This window comes from Pseudomonas sp. A2 (genome assembly GCF_023100865.1).
Classification (GTDB): Bacteria; Pseudomonadota; Gammaproteobacteria; order Pseudomonadales; family Pseudomonadaceae; genus Aquipseudomonas; species Aquipseudomonas asiatica.
Window position 1 is genome coordinate 1688832 of the sequence record NZ_CP039127.1, and the last position, 18111, is coordinate 1706942.

Annotated in this window: 19 protein-coding genes and 1 pseudogene; all 20 read right to left on the minus strand. The window is 64.2% G+C overall.

The genetic code is table 11. The features are described from left to right. Positions 1 to 169 precede the first annotated feature (169 nt). The 20 genes and pseudogenes from E5221_RS07930 to E5221_RS08025 all read right to left on the minus strand — a co-directional run bounded on the left by E5221_RS07930 (position 170) and on the right by E5221_RS08025 (position 17756). Positions 170 to 523 (minus strand): DUF3085 domain-containing protein, encoded by a 354-nt coding sequence (locus tag E5221_RS07930; RefSeq protein WP_009459699.1) that lies wholly within the window; start codon positions 521 to 523, stop codon positions 170 to 172. A gap of 125 nt (positions 524 to 648) precedes the next feature. Then, complete coding sequence (locus tag E5221_RS07935; protein WP_033972355.1) at positions 649 to 1461, minus strand: hypothetical protein; 813 nt, start codon at positions 1459 to 1461, stop codon at positions 649 to 651. A gap of 288 nt (positions 1462 to 1749) precedes the next feature. Then, positions 1750 to 2028 (minus strand): hypothetical protein, encoded by a 279-nt coding sequence (locus tag E5221_RS07940; protein WP_033972353.1) that lies wholly within the window; start codon positions 2026 to 2028, stop codon positions 1750 to 1752. 97 nt (positions 2029 to 2125) lie between these two features. Continuing rightward, positions 2126 to 2863 (minus strand): hypothetical protein, encoded by a 738-nt coding sequence (locus tag E5221_RS07945; RefSeq protein WP_017512403.1) that lies wholly within the window; start codon positions 2861 to 2863, stop codon positions 2126 to 2128. A gap of 80 nt (positions 2864 to 2943) precedes the next feature. Then, positions 2944 to 3575, minus strand: a pseudogene (locus tag E5221_RS07950) (hypothetical protein). Between the two features lie 172 nt (positions 3576 to 3747). Then, positions 3748 to 4140 carry a hypothetical protein gene (locus tag E5221_RS07955; protein ID WP_023103928.1) on the minus strand — a complete coding sequence of 131 codons (393 nt, stop codon included), beginning with the start codon at positions 4138 to 4140 and terminating at the stop codon, positions 3748 to 3750. A 21-nt stretch (positions 4141 to 4161) separates the two neighbouring features. Further along, complete coding sequence (locus E5221_RS07960) at positions 4162 to 4374, minus strand: hypothetical protein (RefSeq protein WP_003290186.1); 213 nt, start codon at positions 4372 to 4374, stop codon at positions 4162 to 4164. Positions 4375 to 4704: 330 nt separating this feature from the next. After that, positions 4705 to 5262 carry a hypothetical protein gene (locus E5221_RS07965; RefSeq protein WP_023103929.1) on the minus strand — a complete coding sequence of 186 codons (558 nt, stop codon included), beginning with the start codon at positions 5260 to 5262 and terminating at the stop codon, positions 4705 to 4707. A gap of 242 nt (positions 5263 to 5504) precedes the next feature. Continuing rightward, on the minus strand, positions 5505 to 7112 hold the full coding sequence (locus E5221_RS07970) for a DNA cytosine methyltransferase (protein WP_033972351.1): 1608 nt from the start codon (positions 7110 to 7112) through the stop codon (positions 5505 to 5507). Between the two features lie 519 nt (positions 7113 to 7631). Continuing rightward, the gene (locus E5221_RS07975; RefSeq protein ID WP_033972349.1) at positions 7632 to 9644 is read right to left on the minus strand and encodes a DNA topoisomerase III; all 2013 of its coding nucleotides are present in this window, start codon (positions 9642 to 9644) and stop codon (positions 7632 to 7634) included. A 280-nt stretch (positions 9645 to 9924) separates the two neighbouring features. After that, positions 9925 to 10365 (minus strand): single-stranded DNA-binding protein, encoded by a 441-nt coding sequence (locus E5221_RS07980; RefSeq protein ID WP_024008204.1) that lies wholly within the window; start codon positions 10363 to 10365, stop codon positions 9925 to 9927. A gap of 72 nt (positions 10366 to 10437) precedes the next feature. Beyond that, positions 10438 to 10965 (minus strand): DUF3158 family protein, encoded by a 528-nt coding sequence (locus E5221_RS07985; protein ID WP_009459718.1) that lies wholly within the window; start codon positions 10963 to 10965, stop codon positions 10438 to 10440. Continuing rightward, positions 10962 to 11741 (minus strand): PFL_4669 family integrating conjugative element protein, encoded by a 780-nt coding sequence (locus tag E5221_RS07990; RefSeq protein WP_033972347.1) that lies wholly within the window; start codon positions 11739 to 11741, stop codon positions 10962 to 10964. The genes E5221_RS07985 and E5221_RS07990 overlap by 4 nt, the downstream gene beginning before the upstream one ends. A gap of 318 nt (positions 11742 to 12059) precedes the next feature. Next, a complete protein-coding gene (locus E5221_RS07995; RefSeq protein ID WP_033972345.1) occupies positions 12060 to 13286 on the minus strand; it encodes an STY4528 family pathogenicity island replication protein in 1227 nt (408 codons plus the stop codon). A 3-nt stretch (positions 13287 to 13289) separates the two neighbouring features. Beyond that, positions 13290 to 13850 carry a DUF2857 domain-containing protein gene (locus tag E5221_RS08000; protein WP_033972344.1) on the minus strand — a complete coding sequence of 187 codons (561 nt, stop codon included), beginning with the start codon at positions 13848 to 13850 and terminating at the stop codon, positions 13290 to 13292. 15 nt (positions 13851 to 13865) lie between these two features. Then, positions 13866 to 15530, minus strand: a complete 1665-nt coding sequence (locus E5221_RS08005) for a ParB family protein (RefSeq protein WP_033972343.1) — start codon at positions 15528 to 15530, stop codon at positions 13866 to 13868. Further along, the gene (locus tag E5221_RS08010) at positions 15523 to 15771 is read right to left on the minus strand and encodes a hypothetical protein (RefSeq protein ID WP_019726333.1); all 249 of its coding nucleotides are present in this window, start codon (positions 15769 to 15771) and stop codon (positions 15523 to 15525) included. The genes E5221_RS08005 and E5221_RS08010 overlap by 8 nt, the downstream gene beginning before the upstream one ends. Then, entirely contained in the window at positions 15755 to 16630 is an 876-nt protein-coding gene (locus tag E5221_RS08015; protein ID WP_033972342.1) for a ParA family protein, read from the minus strand. Before E5221_RS08015 ends, E5221_RS08010 begins: the two co-directional genes overlap by 17 nt. Positions 16631 to 16672: 42 nt before the next feature. Continuing rightward, complete coding sequence (locus tag E5221_RS08020) at positions 16673 to 16885, minus strand: AlpA family transcriptional regulator (RefSeq protein ID WP_009459729.1); 213 nt, start codon at positions 16883 to 16885, stop codon at positions 16673 to 16675. Positions 16886 to 17003: 118 nt separating this feature from the next. Further along, the gene (locus E5221_RS08025) at positions 17004 to 17756 is read right to left on the minus strand and encodes a hypothetical protein (RefSeq protein WP_033972340.1); all 753 of its coding nucleotides are present in this window, start codon (positions 17754 to 17756) and stop codon (positions 17004 to 17006) included. Positions 17757 to 18111 lie beyond the last annotated feature (355 nt).

Genomic DNA, 18111 nt, shown 5'->3' on the forward strand with positions numbered 1-18111 from the left:
CATGTCGCTGACAACGTCAGCAGGCATGGGGTCAGCATGGCCGGGCCTCGCGCGCGCGACAGCAATCAATCGGCATCCGGGCGCTTCCCATTTTTTCCAGGCTGCCCAGTTCCGCCCAAAAGAAAGCCCCCGAAATGGGGGCTTCAAGGGGTATGCGGACATTTTTGGACTACGCCGATTCCACCGCCGCCAGTGACAGATACGTAGCGGTGGCGGACAGCTCCAGATCATCTGAGCTTTGCAGAATGCGAGTGAAAACGCTGTCTTTCGGGTCGAAGAACTCGCCGAAGTCGTCGCCGCCAAGCTCGGCGCGTGCCAGTTCCCACCAGTCATCGAACGGGTCGGTATCCGGGTTGCAGCCGACGGCATAGGCCAGCAGCTTCACGCGGCCATCGGGGCGGCGCTCTCCGCGCTCGGCGAGGAAGTACACGCCCTGGTCCTTGGCCAGGGCGACGCGGCATTGGTTGGCGATGGCCTCGGCAAGCACGGGGCGCAGGTCGGAGCCTCTGAATCGCAGTGACATGGTTGAAATCTCCTGTATGGATGAAGAAAAAAAGCCCTCCACCGAAACGGATGGAAGGCTTGTGGGGCAGTCGCCGATAGGCTGTGGACTGATCAGTCGTGCCGCTAGGCTTCCTGTCTGGCACGTCAGGCTGGAATCGCCTGACGTTGCCGAGAGGCTTTGGCGTCGATCATGCTCACGTCGATCAGGCGCCAGCGCCCGTCGTCGATGAGCCGCTCCAGCACTTCACCGAGCATGTCGAAATACACCCCGTCGTGCCTATCGATCAACTCACCGTCGCGGTGCAGCTCCACCACGTAGGTGTCGCCGCCACGGTCGTAGAGGATCGTCACCTGACCCTCGAACTTGGTGGTTGAGACCGTGAAGCTGATCGCCGGCGGGGTCTCGATGATCTTGGAGGGCTTGGGATCGACCCAGGCGAAGTCGCGGGCACCTGCATCGACCAGCATGTGGGTGATGCACCGGAACCCGTCGGGCGCGGGCATCTCCTCCAACTGCTCGATGAGTTGGCCCAGCTCCATGCACTGCGGCTCGGGAATGGGCAGCTTGGCGGGTGCTTTGCCAAGGATATGCCTCGTGATGGTGTAAGGCGTGCCATCCGAAGTCTTCTCGGTGACGACTTCCGGGGTGTCCGCGCGCAGCCCGTCGAAACGTCGCCGGGCGTAGGGTTGGACATGGACCTTGGCGCCCTCGCTGGGAACGGTGGTCACCAGGTTGGGATCGAGCACGGCGAACTCGGAAGGCTTGAGCTTGACGACGATGGCATCGTCGGTCGCGGAGACTACCTTGCCGTTGAAGGGCTGAGGGTCGATGGCGAAGCCCAACGTCGAGGACTGCGGCTGATCATCGAATACGCGGTATTTGAACGAACGCACGTTACGAGGGACATGGCCCGCGACAAGCGAAGGCATCATGGATTTGATGAGGGAACGGTCCATGGGAATCTCCTTGAGGAAGAACAAGGGATTCCCCGCCCGCAAGGGAGAGGTCCCTTGTGGGTGGCGTGAACGGACGGGGTACGTCCATAGAAAGAAACGACCAGCACGGTTTCCCGCACTTGCAGCCTTGAAGGTCTCGGCTGCCAGGGCATGTGTCGGCAACGCCGACGAACATGGAGCAAGGATGGCTCTGGAATGGGCGGCCTGCTTGCAAGAAATCGCACAGCGTCGCACCCGCTTTCCTGCGCTGCGGACAAGAAAAAGCCCCTCGAAAGGGGCTTGGTTGGGTCAGGCTTCGTACACGAAGTAGTGCTCGCGCTGATGTGGGAAGAAGACATGCTTCCATGTATCGCCGCTGGTGTTGCCACCGTCGAAGACGACCATTTCGTAGTCGTCAATGTCGGTGTCCACCAGGTCGGCGCTGGCGATATGGCGCATGTGCAGCGTGCCGCTCATGCGCTCGAATACCAGGATCTGGCCGATGGCGTCGTCCTGGCCCATGGCATTGACGCAGGCGCCGAGCTGGTGCTCGAAGTCTGGCGTGCGCGAGATGAGGTCGGGGAACATGAGGTTGCTCCTATGAAAATGGACCAGCCCGGCTCCGGGAGGGAGACGGGCCGGTATGGGGGAGAACAAAGAGGAAGGATGTTGCGTCGAGCGGCTGCTAGGATTCGGCCAACGGCAGGCCCAACAGCACGGGTGCGTCGGCGTCGAGAATCAGGATGCGCACGTCGGCCTGGCCAGCCAGTTCAATGACGTTCGCCAGGTCATCCGGCATACCCTTGCTTCGGTGCTCCTGGCGAAGCTGCTCCGCACTGATGCCCTCGGCGTGGTCCAGGTTCTTGTCCGTCCAGGGGGTGGAGATCAGCTTGATGCCGATCGCCGGGCTGTACGGAACCCGGAACGCGATGAACAGGAATGCCTCCGGCGTAGCGAGGTCTGCCAGGTTGGCGAGGTATTGGCCGGTTTCTTGGCTGATGTGTGCGCTGCTGATTTCCCAGCACCGGCTGTAGTAGCCGGTCTCGAAACTCAGGCGCTGTACGACTTCCCGCGCTGCCTCTGCCGAATAGGCGTCGCCGACGTGGATGGGGCGACCGTCGAAGTCGTCGCCATGGATGGCATAGACCACGGCACCGATTACACCTTCGCCGCTGACACCTTCTGCGGTATCGCATTCGGCCAGCACCTCGGCACTCACGGGTTCGGGACCATTCCTGACCACGGCGAAATCGCTGGTGACGATGCACGAGGATGAAATCAGTTCCTCGTCGGAAAAGTGCTTTTGACTCGCGTGGATGATTCGCCAGACATGCGGGCTTCCGTCGTCGTAGCCGATGCACAGCGTGCGGACGATTTTTAGATTCCAGTAGCCGCGGAGAAAGGGATTGGGTTTCTGGGACATGGGAACTCTCCAGATTTGAATAATGGGGCCAATCCCCGCCACCGGGAATTGGACCCGGTGGGTTGAAAGTGGAAAATGCGTCAGTCGGCGCTGATCGTTGGCGTCTGAACCAGCCGTTCGGCGATGCGATGGCGCACATTTAGGCGAAATTGCTCATCGGTGATGCCGGCAAGCAGGTTGGCGGCCTCCAGCGCGATCAACGCTGAGGCCTCTTCGATGTCGGCGGCCAGGATGGTGTTGCGCAGTTGATCGCCGAGTTGAAGCGCCTGCGAGGACGTTCTGAAGACCTGGACCTCGCGGCTCAGGTAGCAGCCGTTGCCGCCGAACTCGAATAGCCTTGGCTTGCTGCAATACCAGCAGCCCTCAAACTGGATGGCGGTCAGGTTATGGCCGTCATCGAAGCGGGTAGCGATCAGAAGCAGGGCTTCCAGGTCGGCGCTGTCCTCGAATTGGTGGTGCTCGATCAGGTTCTCCCGCTCCCCGTCCTGGTCAGCACGGAAGTGCGCGGCCAGCCGTTCAAGCAGAGGCGGAATCGACAACTCAGCACATCTGTCCAGCGTGGATCATTGGTTTCGGCGATCTGGGCGATGTAGGCCTGCCCATTGCCGGGATGGTTTTCGTCGAGCGCGAAAGCACCGAACAGTGCCTTGATGACGGGAGTAACGCGGTTGAGCACGAGAACGCCCGTGCCTTCGTAGTAGTTGTTTGCCATGCTGGCTCCTTTCGAGAAGAGCGGAGCCAGCCCATGCGGACGATGGCATCCGCAGGGAATAGCCCAAGGCCGTTGGCGTCGGGCGATGGGGAAGAAAAATTGAGGGACATGGCCTTATGGGCGCATGTCCCTCACGGGGGGGCGAGAGGACAGTGGCGTGCCGGAGACCGGCTCACCAACCGCTGTAGTTCACCAGCAGGTCGGCGATGACCTTGCGGCGTTCCAGATCGAGACCGTCGAAGTCCGACAGCCCGTGGAAGCGGCAGCGCTTGAGCATGGCACCGCCCTCGCGCGCGTTGTAGAAGCTGACCATGGCGGACAGGAACATGCGTTCGCCGCTGCTCAGGACGCCGAGGGCATCGTTGAGCCGCAGCATGTCGGGACGCAAATCCCACTTGGTGTTGGCCTGGTTCAGGCCTTCACGGGTGCCGTCGCCGAACCACTCGGGACCAGCAATCTCGACACCGCGCTTCCAGGCCTCGAAGAAGGCTTGGGGCGCGGCAGCGAAATGCTGCTCTTCCCGCATGATCTGATCGACGACTTCCCGCGGCAGTAGCTGGTTCATGACGTGATTTCTCCAGTTGGATCAGGGAATGGCGAGCTGGGACCAGCCGCCTCTTTCGAGGGCGCGTTGAGCCGCGGCATAGCTGCGGAAGTACTCGCGGGATTCCCGCGAAACGGGACCTTCGGTATCGCGCGTGCCGATGTAGTGGCCGGCGGCGCTTTGCAAGACTTCGAGCGGCAGGAACTTGCCGCAGTAGGTCAGGGCCAACTGGCCGAAAGAGGCTTGCTGGGACATGGACGGGCTCCTTGGAAAAGCGGGGCCTTGTCCCTCACGGGATGGCAGCTCCCGCACGCGGTTGATAAAAAGCATCAGCGTCACGGGGACGCTCATCCGCAGAATTGATGCGATGCGGACTGGTGGGTGACGCGGGAGAGACCCGCGGCAGCCTGGAACCCTGGCTGCTGGCATGTGCTGACGAATCAGCGAACATGCAGGCAGCTTCGTGCGAGGGCTGCGTCGCGTCAGTTGGAAAACGGCATTCGGCCCAGCCCCGATTGATGAGCACCGGAAAAGAAAAGCCCCGCATCGAGTACGGGGCTGTCAGGAGGGTGCGGTGGCGCTGGGTCAATCGGGCTTGTCGCCCAGGACATGCTGCTTCCACAGGTCGAATGCCCGCTCGGGCGGAAGCTCGGCGAGGATGACGATGGGCTGGGCCTGCCTGGTGCGCAGCGACGCGAAGTACGCCTTGCGGTCGGCGATAGCCTTGAGCTTGATGCCTTTGATGAACAGCAGTTTGCCGTCCTTGATGAACAGCACCTTGTTGCCGATGTCGCGGTTGAAGGCGGCTCGCACCTTGCGCTCCGCGTGCATGGCATCGGCCAGTTCATCGACCAGGAAGTCGAGCGTCATGTCGATGTAATGAGGGTCTTCACCCTCCTGACCTAGATCGAGCGGCGCAGGCGGCAAGCCCTTGGCAAAGGCTTCGGCCTGAGCCAGCAGCGTCGTCTTGCCATTGAGCGCGCGGAGGAATGTCGAGCCGCCATGCCCGTCGTTGCGGGCCTCGGCGATGGGAGTGCCGTCGAACACGATGGTCGCGGTGAAGCACAGCGTTTCCTCGCTGGCGAAGTCGGCGACCTTGAGGTTCTTCAGCGTGATGCGGTCTTGCTTGGTGATGGTGTCCATGGGAAGTCCTGAAATCGACCGGGTGGCGACATGCCCCTGACGGGACGTGGCGACCATCCCGTGGGTTGGAGAAAGGAGGCATCGGTGCCCCGGTGGGCAGCGTTCGCCGGTGAGATGCCGAAGCGAACTGGTGGGTGGCGTGGGCGGAACCCACGGCAGCCTTGACACCCTGGCTGCGGGCTGCTGCCGATACATCGGCAATGCAGGGGGAGAATGGCGCGGCCGGCAGGCTGCGTCGTCGATCAATCCGAAGCGGTCGAGTCCGTCTTGTGCAGGCACTGCACCAGCCGGTTGCCCAGCCAAGCCATGCACGGGACGGCCATGGAGTTGCCAATCGCCTTGTAGCGCGGAGCGTCTGCGGCAGGCTTGCCGCGATAGGGGATCAGCGTGTAGTCGTCGGGCATGCCCTGCAGCCGCTCGCACTCCATGGGCATCAGCCGCCGCACCCGCCATTGCGACCAGTCCGCTGCACCGGATTCATTCCAGTCGTAGCGGAAATGTGCCTCGAAGTCGGGGGCCAGGACATGGGGCTTGTCTGCGCCGCCGCCGCTGGTACGCAACGCCGCCGCAACGCTTCCGCCCAGTTCGGCGGCAAGACCCTGCGTCCGTCCCCGCAGGGCAACGCAGGCCACCATCGGCACACCGTAGCCCGGCTTGCCGTTGGACAGGACGGTGCAAGACACCTGTCCATGGCCCGACTCGAAGCGCACTTCGCCGCGGTTGTTCTGCGCGAAGGCGATGGCGGGCACGACGCCTGCGTTCGCATGGCTGTTGCGATGCCCGCCGGCACGCAGCGTCGGCGTCAGTTCGATCGTGGCGTCCGCGCCGCTGCCCTGGGCGGTGAAGGCGATGATCGGCACGCCCTTTCCCGTACCGTCCTCGCTGCTGCCCTTGCCGTTGTTGGCGGTGTCGAGGGTGTGGGCGATGCTGCCGGCGATGGACTGCACCATGAACGTCTCGGTGCGGATGTCGTGCTTGGGACCCGCGGCCATCAGGCATGCCGCAACATCGACGGGGCCAATGCCGCCGCTGAATCCGAACGTCGTCGTGACCTTGCCGTAGGGCTGGTTCAGTCCAGCGAATCCTGCGTATCCGCCTGCTGCTGCAGCACCCGGTCCAGCAGCGCGGGCAGCTTCTTGCCACGGCGCACGGCCCGCAGAAGAATCCCCGCGCAGGCCTGTGCGCTCAAAAAGTACTTCGGAGGGATCGAGGTCATCACCACCACATGCCACAAGAAACACGCGCTTGCGGCGTTGGGCGACACCGAAATATTGAGCGTCGAGCACGCGCCAGGCGATGCGGCGGCGGGGTCCAGACACACAACCAGCGTGCGCCCATTTTTCCCCTGGCGGCTGGAGCGCACGGCTTTCTCCGGCCAGTGCTCCCAGGAAATGCCCGAAGGCATTGCTGCGGTCGTTGAGGACGCCGGGGACGTTTTCCCAGACGAGCGTTGCCGGCGGGCGGCGGTCTTGGTGGCGGGTTTGGTCGATGGCATTTGCAAGCTCCACATAGGCAAGGGTCAAGGCGCCGCGCGGGTCGTTCAGCCCCTGGCGCGCGCCGGCAACGCTGAACGACTGGCACGGCGTGCCGCCGACCAGGATGTCGGGCGCCGGCACGGTGCCGGCGCGCACCTGACGGGCGATCGCGGTCATGTCGCCCAGGTTGGGCACATGGGGGTAACGGTGGGCGAGCACGGCGCTCGGGAACGGCTCGATCTCGGCGAACCACGCGGCTTTGAGGCCGAGGGGTTGCCATGCGAGGCTCACGGCCTCGATGCCGCTGCACACGCTGCCGTACAGCAGTGGCGCGGCCTGGGGTGCACCGCGAAGGGTGCAAGGTTGCGGGTTCATGTCGGGTCTCCTGTTCGTGTGGCCCGGGGCGGGCCGGGACGTTGATAGGCAGGAGAAAGGCGCCGAAGGCCCTGCGGCCTTCGGCTCGGGAGGACAGAACCACCCGTGGGCTGGTGCAGGCCCGGTCGTCGCTAGAACCGTCTGCTCATCAGCAATCACACCCGGCGCATGTCGTGGTTCGCGCCGGCATCGTCTGGCGCACATCCGCGCACAAAGGGAGCCCGTTTTTGCGCCGGCGGGCACCGGCACCGAATACCGCTGACCACGAAGGGTCTCCGGGTGGCTCGCGCAGCTTGGCAAGCCACCGGGGGACCCTTCGCAGAGGCGGGAGAAATGCAGATCAGCAGAACGCGCAGGAGGCGGTTCGCGGAGAAGCTACCTTCAGGTCCCGCGGCCGGGGATGACCAAGCGGGACGCGCACACGGACAAGAAGGCGTTGCGCGCTGGGCGTCCCGCAGGGCGTGCGGAACACAGGCCGCGCCGCCGATGGCGGGCACGGCTCACGGGGAACGGGGTCGGTCAGGAGCCTTTGCGGCCGCTGCGGCGCGGGCGCGAGGCACCACGCTTGGACGTGCCGGATTCGACCGGCAGCGTGCCTTTGCAGTCGGGGTAGCGACTGCACGACCAGAATGGGCCGCTCTTGCCGGTGCGCTGGCGCGTCGGTGCGCCGCACTGTGGGCAAGGCGGTCCGTGGGGAACCTTGATGGACAGGGACGTGCTGCCGTACTGCGCGATCAACTGTGAGATCCATGCAGCCTGCTTGCCGATGAATACGTCCAGCGTGAGCTGTCCAGCTTCGATCATGTCCAGCGCCTGTTCCCAGACGGCGGTTGTCCCTGGGTCGGCAATCGCTGTGGGCACCGCGTCGATCAGGGTGAAGGCCGCATCCGAGGCGCGGATGGCGCGGCCCTTCTTCATGAGGTAGCCCCGCGTCAGCAGGCCACTGATGATGTTGGCCCGCGTCGCTTCGGTGCCGATGCCGACCGTATCCTTGAGCTTCTGTTTCAGGCGCGGGTCCGAGACCAGTTTGGCGACGCCCTTCATGGACTTGACCAACTCGCCCTGCGTATAGGGCCGAGGGGGCAGCGTCTTGAGCGCCTTCAGATCGACGTCGGCCACCTGACATGCCAGGCCCTCGCGCAGCGCGGGCAGTACCTGGCTGCGCGCCGCAGGGTCGCCATCCTCCTCGGATTGCGGTTCGGCCAGCACCAGGCGCCACCCCTTGACGACGACCTGCTTGCCGGTGGCCGCCAGCGTCTGCTGGCCGCAGGAGAGGTTCGCCACAGTGCGGTCGAACTCGTGGTGAGGAAGGAATTGCGCCAGGTAATGCGCCCGGATCAGCCGATACACTGCCAGTTCCTTCTCACTCATGGTCGAGAGGTTCGCCGGTTCGAGCGTCGGGATGATGCCGTGGTGAGCAGACACCTTCGCGTCGTTCCAGGCGCGTGAGCGTTGAGTGCGGTCGAGCTGGTCCATGATCGGTCGCAGCAAGGGATCGGTCTTGACCAGGCTGTCGAGGACCGTTGGCACCTCGGCGAACATGCTTTCGGGCAGGTAGCCCGAATCGGAGCGCGGGTACGTCGTGGCCTTGTGCGTCTCGTATAGGGCCTGAGCAATGTCTAAGGTCTCCTGCACATCGAGCCCAAGCTGCCTGGAACACACCTCCTGCAAGGTCCCCAGGTCGAACGGCAGCGGCGGGCCTTCCCGCACGCGCTCGGTTTCGACCGCCACCACCTGGGCGCTGTCCGCGGCGCGGATCTGCTGCGCGGCGTGCTGCGCGATGGGCTGCTGCAGGCAGCGGCCGGCGTCGTCGGTGCATGCTTTCGGGGGAACCCACTGCGCGGTGAAAGCCTGGCTGCCAGCGGACAGGGACACGTCGATGGCCCAGTACGGCACGGACACGAAGGCTGCGATCTCGCGATCCCGGTCCACGACCAGTTTGAGCGTCGGGGTCTGGACGCGACCGACCGACAGCACGCCGTCGTAGCCGGCCTGCCGCCCCAGCACCGTGAACAACCGGCTGAGGTTCATGCCGACGAGCCAGTCCGCCCGAGAGCGCGCCAGCGCCGAGTAGTACATCGGCAAGGTCTCGGCCGATGGCCGGAGCTTGCCGAGTGCGGCGCGAATGGATGCGTCGTTGAGCGCCGACAGCCACAGCCGCTCGATGGGGCCGCGGTAGCCGCACAGGTCGATGATCTCGCGCGCGATCAACTCGCCCTCGCGGTCGGCATCGGTAGCGATGACAAGCTGGGTCGCCTTCGCCAGAAGCGCCTTGACGACCTTGAACTGCGTGGCGGTTTTCGGTTTGACCTCGACCCGCCAATGCTGGGGAATGATGGGCAACTGCTCGATGGACCAGCGCTTCAACTGCTCGTCGTAGGCTTCGGGCGCTGCGGCTTCCACGAGATGGCCGATGCACCAGGTGACGGTGACGCCGGAACCGTTGAGGCAGCCTTCACCGCGCTGCGTGGCACCGAGAATCCGGCCAATGTCTTTGCCCTGGGAGGGCTTCTCGCACAAGAACAGCCGCATGTCCGTCCATCCCGATTCCCGTTGTTCATGGAGTTGCTGGAATCGAGGATGCCGAGCGCCACCTGGGGCAGCAGCAAACAAGCCGCATGCAGCGGCGACCGCTTTCACGGAATGGAATGGCTTGGGCGGGGTGGCGCGTGGCCGCAGGTGTGCGGACCGGAAGCCGCGATTTGCGGGAGCGCGTGGAAGTCGGTGGACGTTGGTGGAGCTATCCCCTGGGGATAGCTCGCGAGCGCATGGAGGGCGGCGAAGCATTGCGGCCGCCGCCCTCCATGCCGGTTCACTTCCTGCGCTTCGCCTCCTTCGGCGCGGTCGATTCTTGAGCGGCCTGGGGCTTCGGTTCTGCCTCCTGCGGCTTCGGACTGAGGGCCACGGACTCGATGCGGTACGGCAGGATGCCGACGCTGCGCGCATTGATTTGCCAGGTTTCGCGCGGCTGATCCTCGTTGTCCGTCCAAGGTTCGCGCTCCATGCGGCCGACGACCAGCACGCGCATGCCTTTCTGGTACAGGTCCTTCCAGTGCTCGGCGTCGCGGTGCCAGATTTCCACCGGCGCCCAGAAGCCGCCCCGGTCCTCGAACGTGCCATCCTTCTTCGGCACAGGGTTGTCGAAATAGACGTTCAGGCGTAGCAGGCGGCTGGGTTCGTCGTTGCCGTTGGGGAATTCGCGGTACTCCGGTGGCGAACCGATGTTGCCTTCGCCGGAAAAATGCGTGCTCATGGTGTGATCTCCGTGGTGGTTGAAATACCCGTGCCTCGTCGGCGCCGGGAGCGTGCTGGATGCCCGGCGCAATCACCGATCGCGCATTGCGGCGGGAATGGGCGTGAGCCGGCGCAGGTAGGCGTCGTCCGCCTCGGCCGCCTTGCTGGCGCATTCCTGCGCCTGCCTGCCCAGGGTGTGCAGCAGGCTGATCTGCATGTTCAACGTGATGCGCTGCAGCTCGATCGCGTGCAGGTCGGCCAGCAGGTTGACGGGTGTGCTGCTGCTGGCGACCAGCTCCCGCCACAGCGCCACGCCCATGGCCGATCTGTCGTGTCTGCGCCAGCGCAAGAAGACGGTTCCTGCGCCAGTGGTCTGTTGGGCCAGTTCGATGGGCAGCAGGTGGAAGGGGTGCCCGCATGCCTGCTCCAGCACCTGTCGCTGTGCCAGGGCAATCAACTCGTCGCGCATGGCGAAGCACTGGCTGGCCCAGGCCTCGAAGTCCCCTTTACCCTTAAAAGGCTTTAAAAGGCCTTTTAGATAGGCCGCGTGTTCCAGCCGCATGAAGGCACCCTGTTGCAGGCCTCGGAAGTAGCGGGTCGGTGGGTTCGGATCGCTCATGCCGGCTCGTCCTCGCCGGCTGCGGCTTCGGGCGACTCTGCGGTGGTGGTTTCATCGCCGGGCAGTGATGCTTCGGCAGGACCGTCGCCGCGCTGCTGCAGGCCACGGCGCACGATGGGCGGCGCAAACTTCGACCGGCGCGTGCCTTCCAGCACGTCCTGCGGCAGTTCGCCATACTTCTCCAGCGCTGCCCGCGCTGCGGCATTCTTCGACGCGAAGTCATCGCGTGTGCAGCCCGAATAGCGATACTGCTGGGCCAGCGAGAACAGGCTGCGCAGTGAATGTGCGCCCTCGTTGAGCCAGCGTTCCAAGGTGATGCGGTCAATGAGCGCGGTGTGATGGGCGAGGATCAGCTTGCGGGCGATGTCGTCGTAGTCGGCCAGGAGATAGACCGCGGCAAAGCCGAGCTGCGCGTTGACGAAGAGCGGGAGCTTGACCGGCTGCACGTTCAGGTTTTCGCCCAGGCTGAGCGCCGGCGGCACACTCGCCAGCGCCTGGTCCACCTGCTCGCGCAGCGATTGCAGCGTGACCTTGGTGTGGTCGAGCTTGTCCTCGATGCGCAGCATCCACCAGTCCGAGTACGGATCGTCCTGCTCCGAGCCCCGCCGCATCTTGTTCATCTGGGCGATATAGCCATTCAGGCCGACGATGCCCGGTCGCCCCTCGGCGGCGGCGCGACCATGCCAGATGCGGGAAGCGTGATGGGTGTGCAGGGTCAGCGACATCGCACTGCGCAGGGAGCCGAGATTCAGTTGCAGAGGTTCATTGGTTGCCATGGTGTCCGCTCGTTGTTGGAAAAGGAGCGGCCAGCTTCGACAGGAAGCGGAAGGCAGTCAGTCAAGAATCCGAATCCCGGCGGGCCCCGGTTTAGGGCGTGGCGGTTGCATGCGGCGCGAGCTATCCCCAGGGGATAGCTCCATGGAGCGCCAACGAACGCTGCACGCCGGGATCAGGGGGGGCAACGCCGATGCTGCGGCAGATGGTCGATCCCAGGCCTGCGACAGCTTGGCGTTGTGCCCAGCAGCGGAACTATCCCCAGGGGATAGCTCTACTGGCGGCCATGGGCATCTAGTTTCACCGCCTTGCATGCCGACTCACTTGCTGGCGAGCAGATTGCGTAGCCGCTCGATGTGCTGCTTGGCGACTTCTGGCGGCACTGGCTTACCCTGCGGCTGAGGTGGCGGTGCTGGTGGTGGTCGCTCGTTTGGCGGGACGGATGCCGATGGCGCGTCTTTCTTGGCCCAGGCATTGAACTCGCCATGGATGGCGCGCTGAATGATGCCGAACAGATACCCCGCAGGATTGCGGATGCCATGACTGCTGCATCGTGTGGCCCATTCGTCCAGCACGGCCTGTCTCAGCGCGGCATCAACCTGCTGCAATGCCACCCTGGCACCTGTCTGCTGCTCTGCCTTCAGTTCCGTGAAGCGCTTGGGCCATTGCAGATCGCCCAGCGCGCGCGCCTGCGCGGTAGTACGTACTTCATTAATACGACTACTACGTACTATACGGGCCATCTTCGGATTCCGAAGAGAGGCGTTTAGCACGGGTTTCGCCCCTGCTTCGGATTCCGAAGATGGGTCATCCGCATTCCGAAGAAGGCTCGATGCTCCTTCTTCGGAATCGTGGGCGGCGTCCTCCTGTGGATAACTTGCGGCGGCCGTGATGCCTTGGCTGGCGAGGCGTTCTGCCAGAACCTGCAGCCGCGACGGCAATGTGCGCCCGGAGAGCAGCGGATCTTCCGCGATCTCCTTAAGGGTGTTCAGGCCGACCATCTGGACGGCCTTGGCCGAATGGCCGAGGGACTGGCTGACCAGTGCCAGGTAGTCGGCGTCGAGCTGCATGGCCTCGAAGGGCGTCAGCGGTTCATCGTGCAGAACGTAGAGGTTGCCGAGGATGCGGCCGGTCTTGGGGTCACGCCGTCGCCGCACCAGGCTCAACCATCGGGTGAGGCGCAACAGCGTCAACGCTCGGGCCACGGTTTCATGCGAGGCCTGCCCGGCGCATGGCATCGATGCCAGCCAGGGTCGAAGCTGCTCATACGTCGGGAAGGCTGTCACGCCATCGTCGTTGAGCATCAGCCGGAACACCTGCCAGGCGTTGCGCTCCAGCGGCGTCAGGCGACGGTCGAGGAACAGTCGCCGCGGCACGGTCTCATGCCGGTTGCCGCTGAAGAGGAAGGCATCGCCGGACGTGGCGGGCGTCGGCGCAGGCATAGGTGCTGGCGCACTGGGCTTGGGCACGAGGTCTTTCAAGGCGGCGTCGAACAGGTCCGCGAGTGCGACGGGGCCACGGCGTGGTGCGGTGTCGTCCACGGCCATGGCTCAACCCAATCCTTGATCGACCCAGCTCTTGATCGAGGCCCAGACCACCGACAGAGGCAGCGACATGGCTTCGGCCAAGTCCATGGCGGCGTCGAGAATGGAGGTTTCGTCTTCGAGATCGACATTCCTGCTGCCGGTCACGGCCTTCCATTGCCGCCACAGATCCGTGTCCTGTTTCTCGTCCAGCACGGGGTGGCGGCCCTTGCGCTTGGGCAGGCCGAGGATTTCGCGGCGAAGCGCCACCTCCTGGTGGGTCAGGCCATAGAACCGACTGACCATCTCGGTGCTCGCACCCAGCCTGAGCATGCGATCGACCGTGGCGATTTCCTTCTCCACGTCCTGCGCCTGCTTGAGTAGTCGCCGGAGCACTTCGCGGTTCACCGTCACCGAGCACCAGGAGACGTTGGCGTTGGCGAGCACGCTGATCAGCGCGGGATGCTTGAGGGCGTCCAGTTCTTCCTCACCAAACCCCATCAGTTTGCACCGGCGCAGTTGCCCATTGCGCAGGTCATAGAGGGCCTGGGCGATGACGGCCTGGTTGAGTGGGTGTGGTGCGGACATGCTGGCCTCCCTCGCTCACGTTCCAAGGTCCGCAGCGCCGGCTTCAAGATCGAGCAGGCGCCGGGCCAGCCGCAGCAGCCGGAACAGCTTGACCAGCGCGGTGTCGCTCAATCGCTGGGCCGCATCACCCTGGCCGTGCAGCAACGCCGGCAGGTCGATGACGATTTGCCCGTCGTGCAGACCGACGTCGGCGGGCCGCTGACCGGCCAGGCACGCCAACAATGCGAGGACGGAACGGCCCAGCGGCGCCGGACTTTGGGTGCGGGCCCGGCAGGCGAAACCGATACCCTCTGCACGGTCATCAATGCACTCGTCCAGGTCTGCCTCGCTCGCGATTTCGCGGGCGAACTGTGCGATGTGGATGCGCAAGCGCTCGGCAGTATCCAAGCCGGGATCGATGTACCAGACATCGGAGATCGGATAGAGCCCGCCAGCCTGCACGGGGATGGACTGCAAGACGCTCGCCGAGAAGTCGGGAGGCAGCGCATCGCCCAACTGATCGGCGACCATGCGCTGGATGGACTGGAGCCGTTCGGTCGTCGGTGCTGGCGAGACGATGTGTTCCCGAAGCAGATCGCTCCCCGCCGCAGGGCTGGCCGGACCCGCCTGACTGGTATCCGTGTCGCTCTCGCGCGTCGAAGGCGTTGCCGCAGGTTGGCCTGCAGGCGGCGCTGCCGATGCAGCCCCTGCGGTGGGTGGCGCGGTGTTGGCAGGTGGGCGCGCGATGGTTTCCGACTCAGGCTCCGGCAACGCAGGCGGCGTCGAGGGCGGCGTTGGGTCGCTGATCAAGGCGCGCTGCCGGCTCTCGGATTCGGTCATGTCCAGGGCGAGCACGTCGTAATTGACACCCAGCAACTCGGCCATCTGGCCGATCAGCTCGTCCTGTACGCGCTGCGCGGAGAACTCGTCGGCCTGGACGTCGAATTGCGACAGCGCTTCCTGGAAAAATTCGTGGAAGTCCTGAACCAGGGAGCGGCCCTTGGCGTAGCGCTCCCACGCGAGCATGCAGGCTTTGCGCATGACCGACAGGCGTTCGACCTGATGGCGACCGAGGCCGCCATAGAGCACGGTGGGGATCGCGGGCAGGAGATACTGCACCGCGTCGTTCATGCGGCTGATGTGCGACTGTTGTACCGGGAAGCCATCGGCAGCGAGGCGGCGGGCCAGCTCGGACTGGCTCAAGGTAGTGCCACTTTCTTGCTCGTAGAACTCGCGTGCCTTCTCGACGCCGAGGGCGCGCTCGATGAACGTGAGGCCCCCGCGTAATTCGTTCTCGGCCAGGTGGCCGGTCAGCATGACGACTTCGCCGCGGCTGGGCCACGGCCGGAACAGGCACGATATACGGAAAAACCGCTCGTCCTTGGTCTCTGACCATAGTTCGCGCAGGATCGCCAGCCGCGTATTTCCGCCGTTGCGGATGATGTAGTGATCCTCACCTGGTCGGCGAGTGATGGCCGGCGCCGCGTCCAGACCTCGCTCGCGGATGGACGCCTTGATTTCCTCGTAGGCCGGGTTGCGTTTTTTCCTGGGATCGTGGTCGTAGGGGCGCAACTGATCTAGGGTCACGACCATGGGTGTGTCGGCGATCGGGTCGCTCAAGGTCGAGGCTGACGGGCCGCTGCGCTCGAACCCGGCCGCGAGCAGCTTGCCAGCCATCTGCTGGGAGGTGACCTCAGCCATGGCCGCCTCCCTGCGCTTGGTATCGGGCCTCGCGCTCGGCGCGGCGGATTTGCGCACGGGCATTCAGGGTCGCCCGGTGGTCGCTGGCCGTCGAGCTGGTGTAGATCGCGGCGCAGCCAGGCTTGGTGAACTTGAGGTGGCCGCCAGGCGTGCGTTTGACGTGCCAACCTTCGCCAACCGCGAACTCGATCAGGGCGCGAAGCCGCTTGTGGCCTCGGGCAAGCTCATGTGCGTTCGCCATGGGACCTCCCGGCATCAAGAGGGTGTGGCGGACGGCCGGACACCATGGCAAATCGGTGCCGCCATTGCGGAAATAGTTCGTCTGCGAGGCCGCGCATGGTGTCGAGCGCGGCGGGGGCGACTCTGCTCGGCGGCTGGCGGTATTCGACCCGATGCACTGGCAATCCGCGCGTAGCTGCACGCGGATACGCCTCGATGGCCGGCACGTCGGTGGCCAGCACGCGGATGCCGGCATGGTCCTGGAAAAGATCGCGCAGGGCCTGCTGGATCAGCCGTGCATTGGCTGACACAGGGTGGACGCGATTGATGAGCAGATGCAGAGGTGGAGGCTCGATGCCCAGGTGCCGGTAGGGCGCAATGTCTTCGAGCAACTGCATGGTGCCGCGCCGCAGCTCGCGCGCCGCGAGGATTTCCGGGGTCACGGGCGACAGCGCGAGGTTGGAGGCGAGTACCGCCATCTCCAGCAGCACCGATCGCGCGCCTTGGGTGTCGATCAGTACCAGGTCATAGAGAGGCGCCAGGACCGGCAAGAGATGGCGCAACCGCAGGCGCCCATCCGGCGCGTGCAGCAGCAAGGTGTTCAGCTCGCCTCGGTGGTCGTTGGAGAGCACCAAGTCCAGGCCCGCGACGATCGTGCGGGACACAAGCAACCCGAGGTCGCGCTCGTTGAAGGCCAGCAACTCGTAGATGCCACCAGGTGCGCGGTGGCCTAGCTCGTAGTACGAGGACAAGGTGGGCTGCACGTCGAGGTCGAGCAGTAGCACACGCAGCCCCGCGTCGGCGGCAAGCCCGCCGAGGTTCGCGGCCGTGGTGGTCTTGCCGACGCCACCTTTTGTTGAAATGATGGATACGACCTGCATGGCGTTCTCCGTGTGAGGATGGGAAGTCCGCTGGAGAACGGGTCAGGCCCGGTTGTTGACGCGCTCGGCGATCCACTGATCGATCTCGATGGAGTCCCAGCCGACCGCGCGCACGCCCAGGCGCAGCGCCTTCGGGAACAGGCCTTTGCGCATCAGGTTGTAGATGTGGGCGCGTTTGAAACCCGACTTGGTTTCGACTTCATCAAGCCGCAGGATGCGGCGCTCGCTTGCGGGCAGTGCAGGTGTTTGCGACATGGCGGTCACTCCTGAACGCTCAGTGGCGTTTGTTGGCGTGACCTCCATTCAATAGACATGGATGGGAAAAGACATTGCAAATGCAATCTCCGCGATTGCACATACAAGATGGAAAACCTCAGACTGTCGCGCTACGCAGCCGGCGTCTGGCCGTGGCGAACTTGCCGTTTAGCGTCCGCTCCGCGATCCCCATTGCGCCGCTGTGATGGGCGACCAATGCACTAACCACCGCCTCCTGAGTCTTGAAGCTGGAGTACGGCACGCCCGAAGGCGACTGGCCGAGCATCAGGTCCAGCATGCTGCCGATAATGTTCAGGTAGGTGGCTTCGGCGCGATCACTGATCAGGCACTGTGCGCCAGCAGAGGGCGCCATCTGCTTGAGAAGCGCCCCGTGCTTTTCCTGCAACTCATGCAGTTGGCGTTTGTACTGGTCCAAGGTGGACTTCAGGGCCAGGCGCTCGACTAGCATCGCCTGCCCAGTTTCCAGCGAGATGAAGGGATGGGCGATGCGCTCGCTTCGGGAGAAGAGGAAGCCCGGTCGTTGCTCGGGATAGTGTTGTCGCATCCAGCGCTTCAGATCGACGTGACGCACCGTCAGATCAGGGGAGTCGATCAGCGTGGAATCGCGCGTCGTGATGCCGTTCTGCCCGAAGGGCAGTTCTCCATTGAGGATGCCGTCGAAGATACGTTCGGTGCAAAGCCTCAGCTCGGCACAACGTGGGCAGTCCAACGACTGCGGCAGGCGCCTTGGCGACGAAATCGAAGCCAGGATCACCTGCTCGTATCGCAGCAGCCCGGCCCAGCGGATGGACGCTTCGATCGGGCGATAGAACACCTTTGATGTTGGTGCATCATTCTTGTTCTCGTGCATGCTCCGTCTCCTTCCAGGAGAAGAACTACATGACCGACTCCTTTGTCACCGACCTCATGGTCGGCCTGTCGTCTGTGCAGGAAGTGGGCACCTAAGGCCGCTTCGTCATGTGGTTTGAATACTTCTCACCAGTTCGCGCAACTGGTAGTCGTCGTGTGCTCGATGTGCAAAAATTCATCGATTAGAAGGTCGAGCATCGGGACGTAGGCTCGACAGTGACGCTCACGCTATCAGGGTCGTGAGAAGTTACGGTTTCTGCAAAACCGTCTAGGTATGACCTGATATGCCAGCGGTCTCAGGAGGCGTGAGGGGGCCGCAATCGTCGTCGAATGTCCAGCCGGACGCAGCAAACCCG

Excerpts from the sequence above, each read along its gene's own strand:
- E5221_RS07930 (WP_009459699.1), bottom strand. The coding sequence starts at position 523 with ATGTCACTGCGATTCAGAGGCTCCGACCTGCGCCCCGTGCTTGCCGAG.
- E5221_RS07935 (WP_033972355.1), bottom strand. The coding sequence starts at position 1,461 with ATGGACCGTTCCCTCATCAAATCCATGATGCCTTCGCTTGTCGCGGGC.
- E5221_RS07940 (WP_033972353.1), bottom strand. The coding sequence starts at position 2,028 with ATGTTCCCCGACCTCATCTCGCGCACGCCAGACTTCGAGCACCAGCTC.
- E5221_RS07945 (WP_017512403.1), bottom strand. The coding sequence starts at position 2,863 with ATGTCCCAGAAACCCAATCCCTTTCTCCGCGGCTACTGGAATCTAAAA.
- E5221_RS07955 (WP_023103928.1), bottom strand. The coding sequence starts at position 4,140 with ATGAACCAGCTACTGCCGCGGGAAGTCGTCGATCAGATCATGCGGGAA.
- E5221_RS07960 (WP_003290186.1), bottom strand. The coding sequence starts at position 4,374 with ATGTCCCAGCAAGCCTCTTTCGGCCAGTTGGCCCTGACCTACTGCGGC.
- E5221_RS07965 (WP_023103929.1), bottom strand. The coding sequence starts at position 5,262 with ATGGACACCATCACCAAGCAAGACCGCATCACGCTGAAGAACCTCAAG.
- E5221_RS07970 (WP_033972351.1), bottom strand. The coding sequence starts at position 7,112 with ATGAACCCGCAACCTTGCACCCTTCGCGGTGCACCCCAGGCCGCGCCA.
- E5221_RS07975 (WP_033972349.1), bottom strand. The coding sequence starts at position 9,644 with ATGCGGCTGTTCTTGTGCGAGAAGCCCTCCCAGGGCAAAGACATTGGC.
- E5221_RS07980 (WP_024008204.1), bottom strand. The coding sequence starts at position 10,365 with ATGAGCACGCATTTTTCCGGCGAAGGCAACATCGGTTCGCCACCGGAG.
- E5221_RS07985 (WP_009459718.1), bottom strand. The coding sequence starts at position 10,965 with ATGAGCGATCCGAACCCACCGACCCGCTACTTCCGAGGCCTGCAACAG.
- E5221_RS07990 (WP_033972347.1), bottom strand. The coding sequence starts at position 11,741 with ATGGCAACCAATGAACCTCTGCAACTGAATCTCGGCTCCCTGCGCAGT.
- E5221_RS07995 (WP_033972345.1), bottom strand. The coding sequence starts at position 13,286 with ATGGCCGTGGACGACACCGCACCACGCCGTGGCCCCGTCGCACTCGCG.
- E5221_RS08000 (WP_033972344.1), bottom strand. The coding sequence starts at position 13,850 with ATGTCCGCACCACACCCACTCAACCAGGCCGTCATCGCCCAGGCCCTC.
- E5221_RS08005 (WP_033972343.1), bottom strand. The coding sequence starts at position 15,530 with ATGGCTGAGGTCACCTCCCAGCAGATGGCTGGCAAGCTGCTCGCGGCC.
- E5221_RS08010 (WP_019726333.1), bottom strand. The coding sequence starts at position 15,771 with ATGGCGAACGCACATGAGCTTGCCCGAGGCCACAAGCGGCTTCGCGCC.
- E5221_RS08015 (WP_033972342.1), bottom strand. The coding sequence starts at position 16,630 with ATGCAGGTCGTATCCATCATTTCAACAAAAGGTGGCGTCGGCAAGACC.
- E5221_RS08020 (WP_009459729.1), bottom strand. The coding sequence starts at position 16,885 with ATGTCGCAAACACCTGCACTGCCCGCAAGCGAGCGCCGCATCCTGCGG.
- E5221_RS08025 (WP_033972340.1), bottom strand. The coding sequence starts at position 17,756 with ATGCACGAGAACAAGAATGATGCACCAACATCAAAGGTGTTCTATCGC.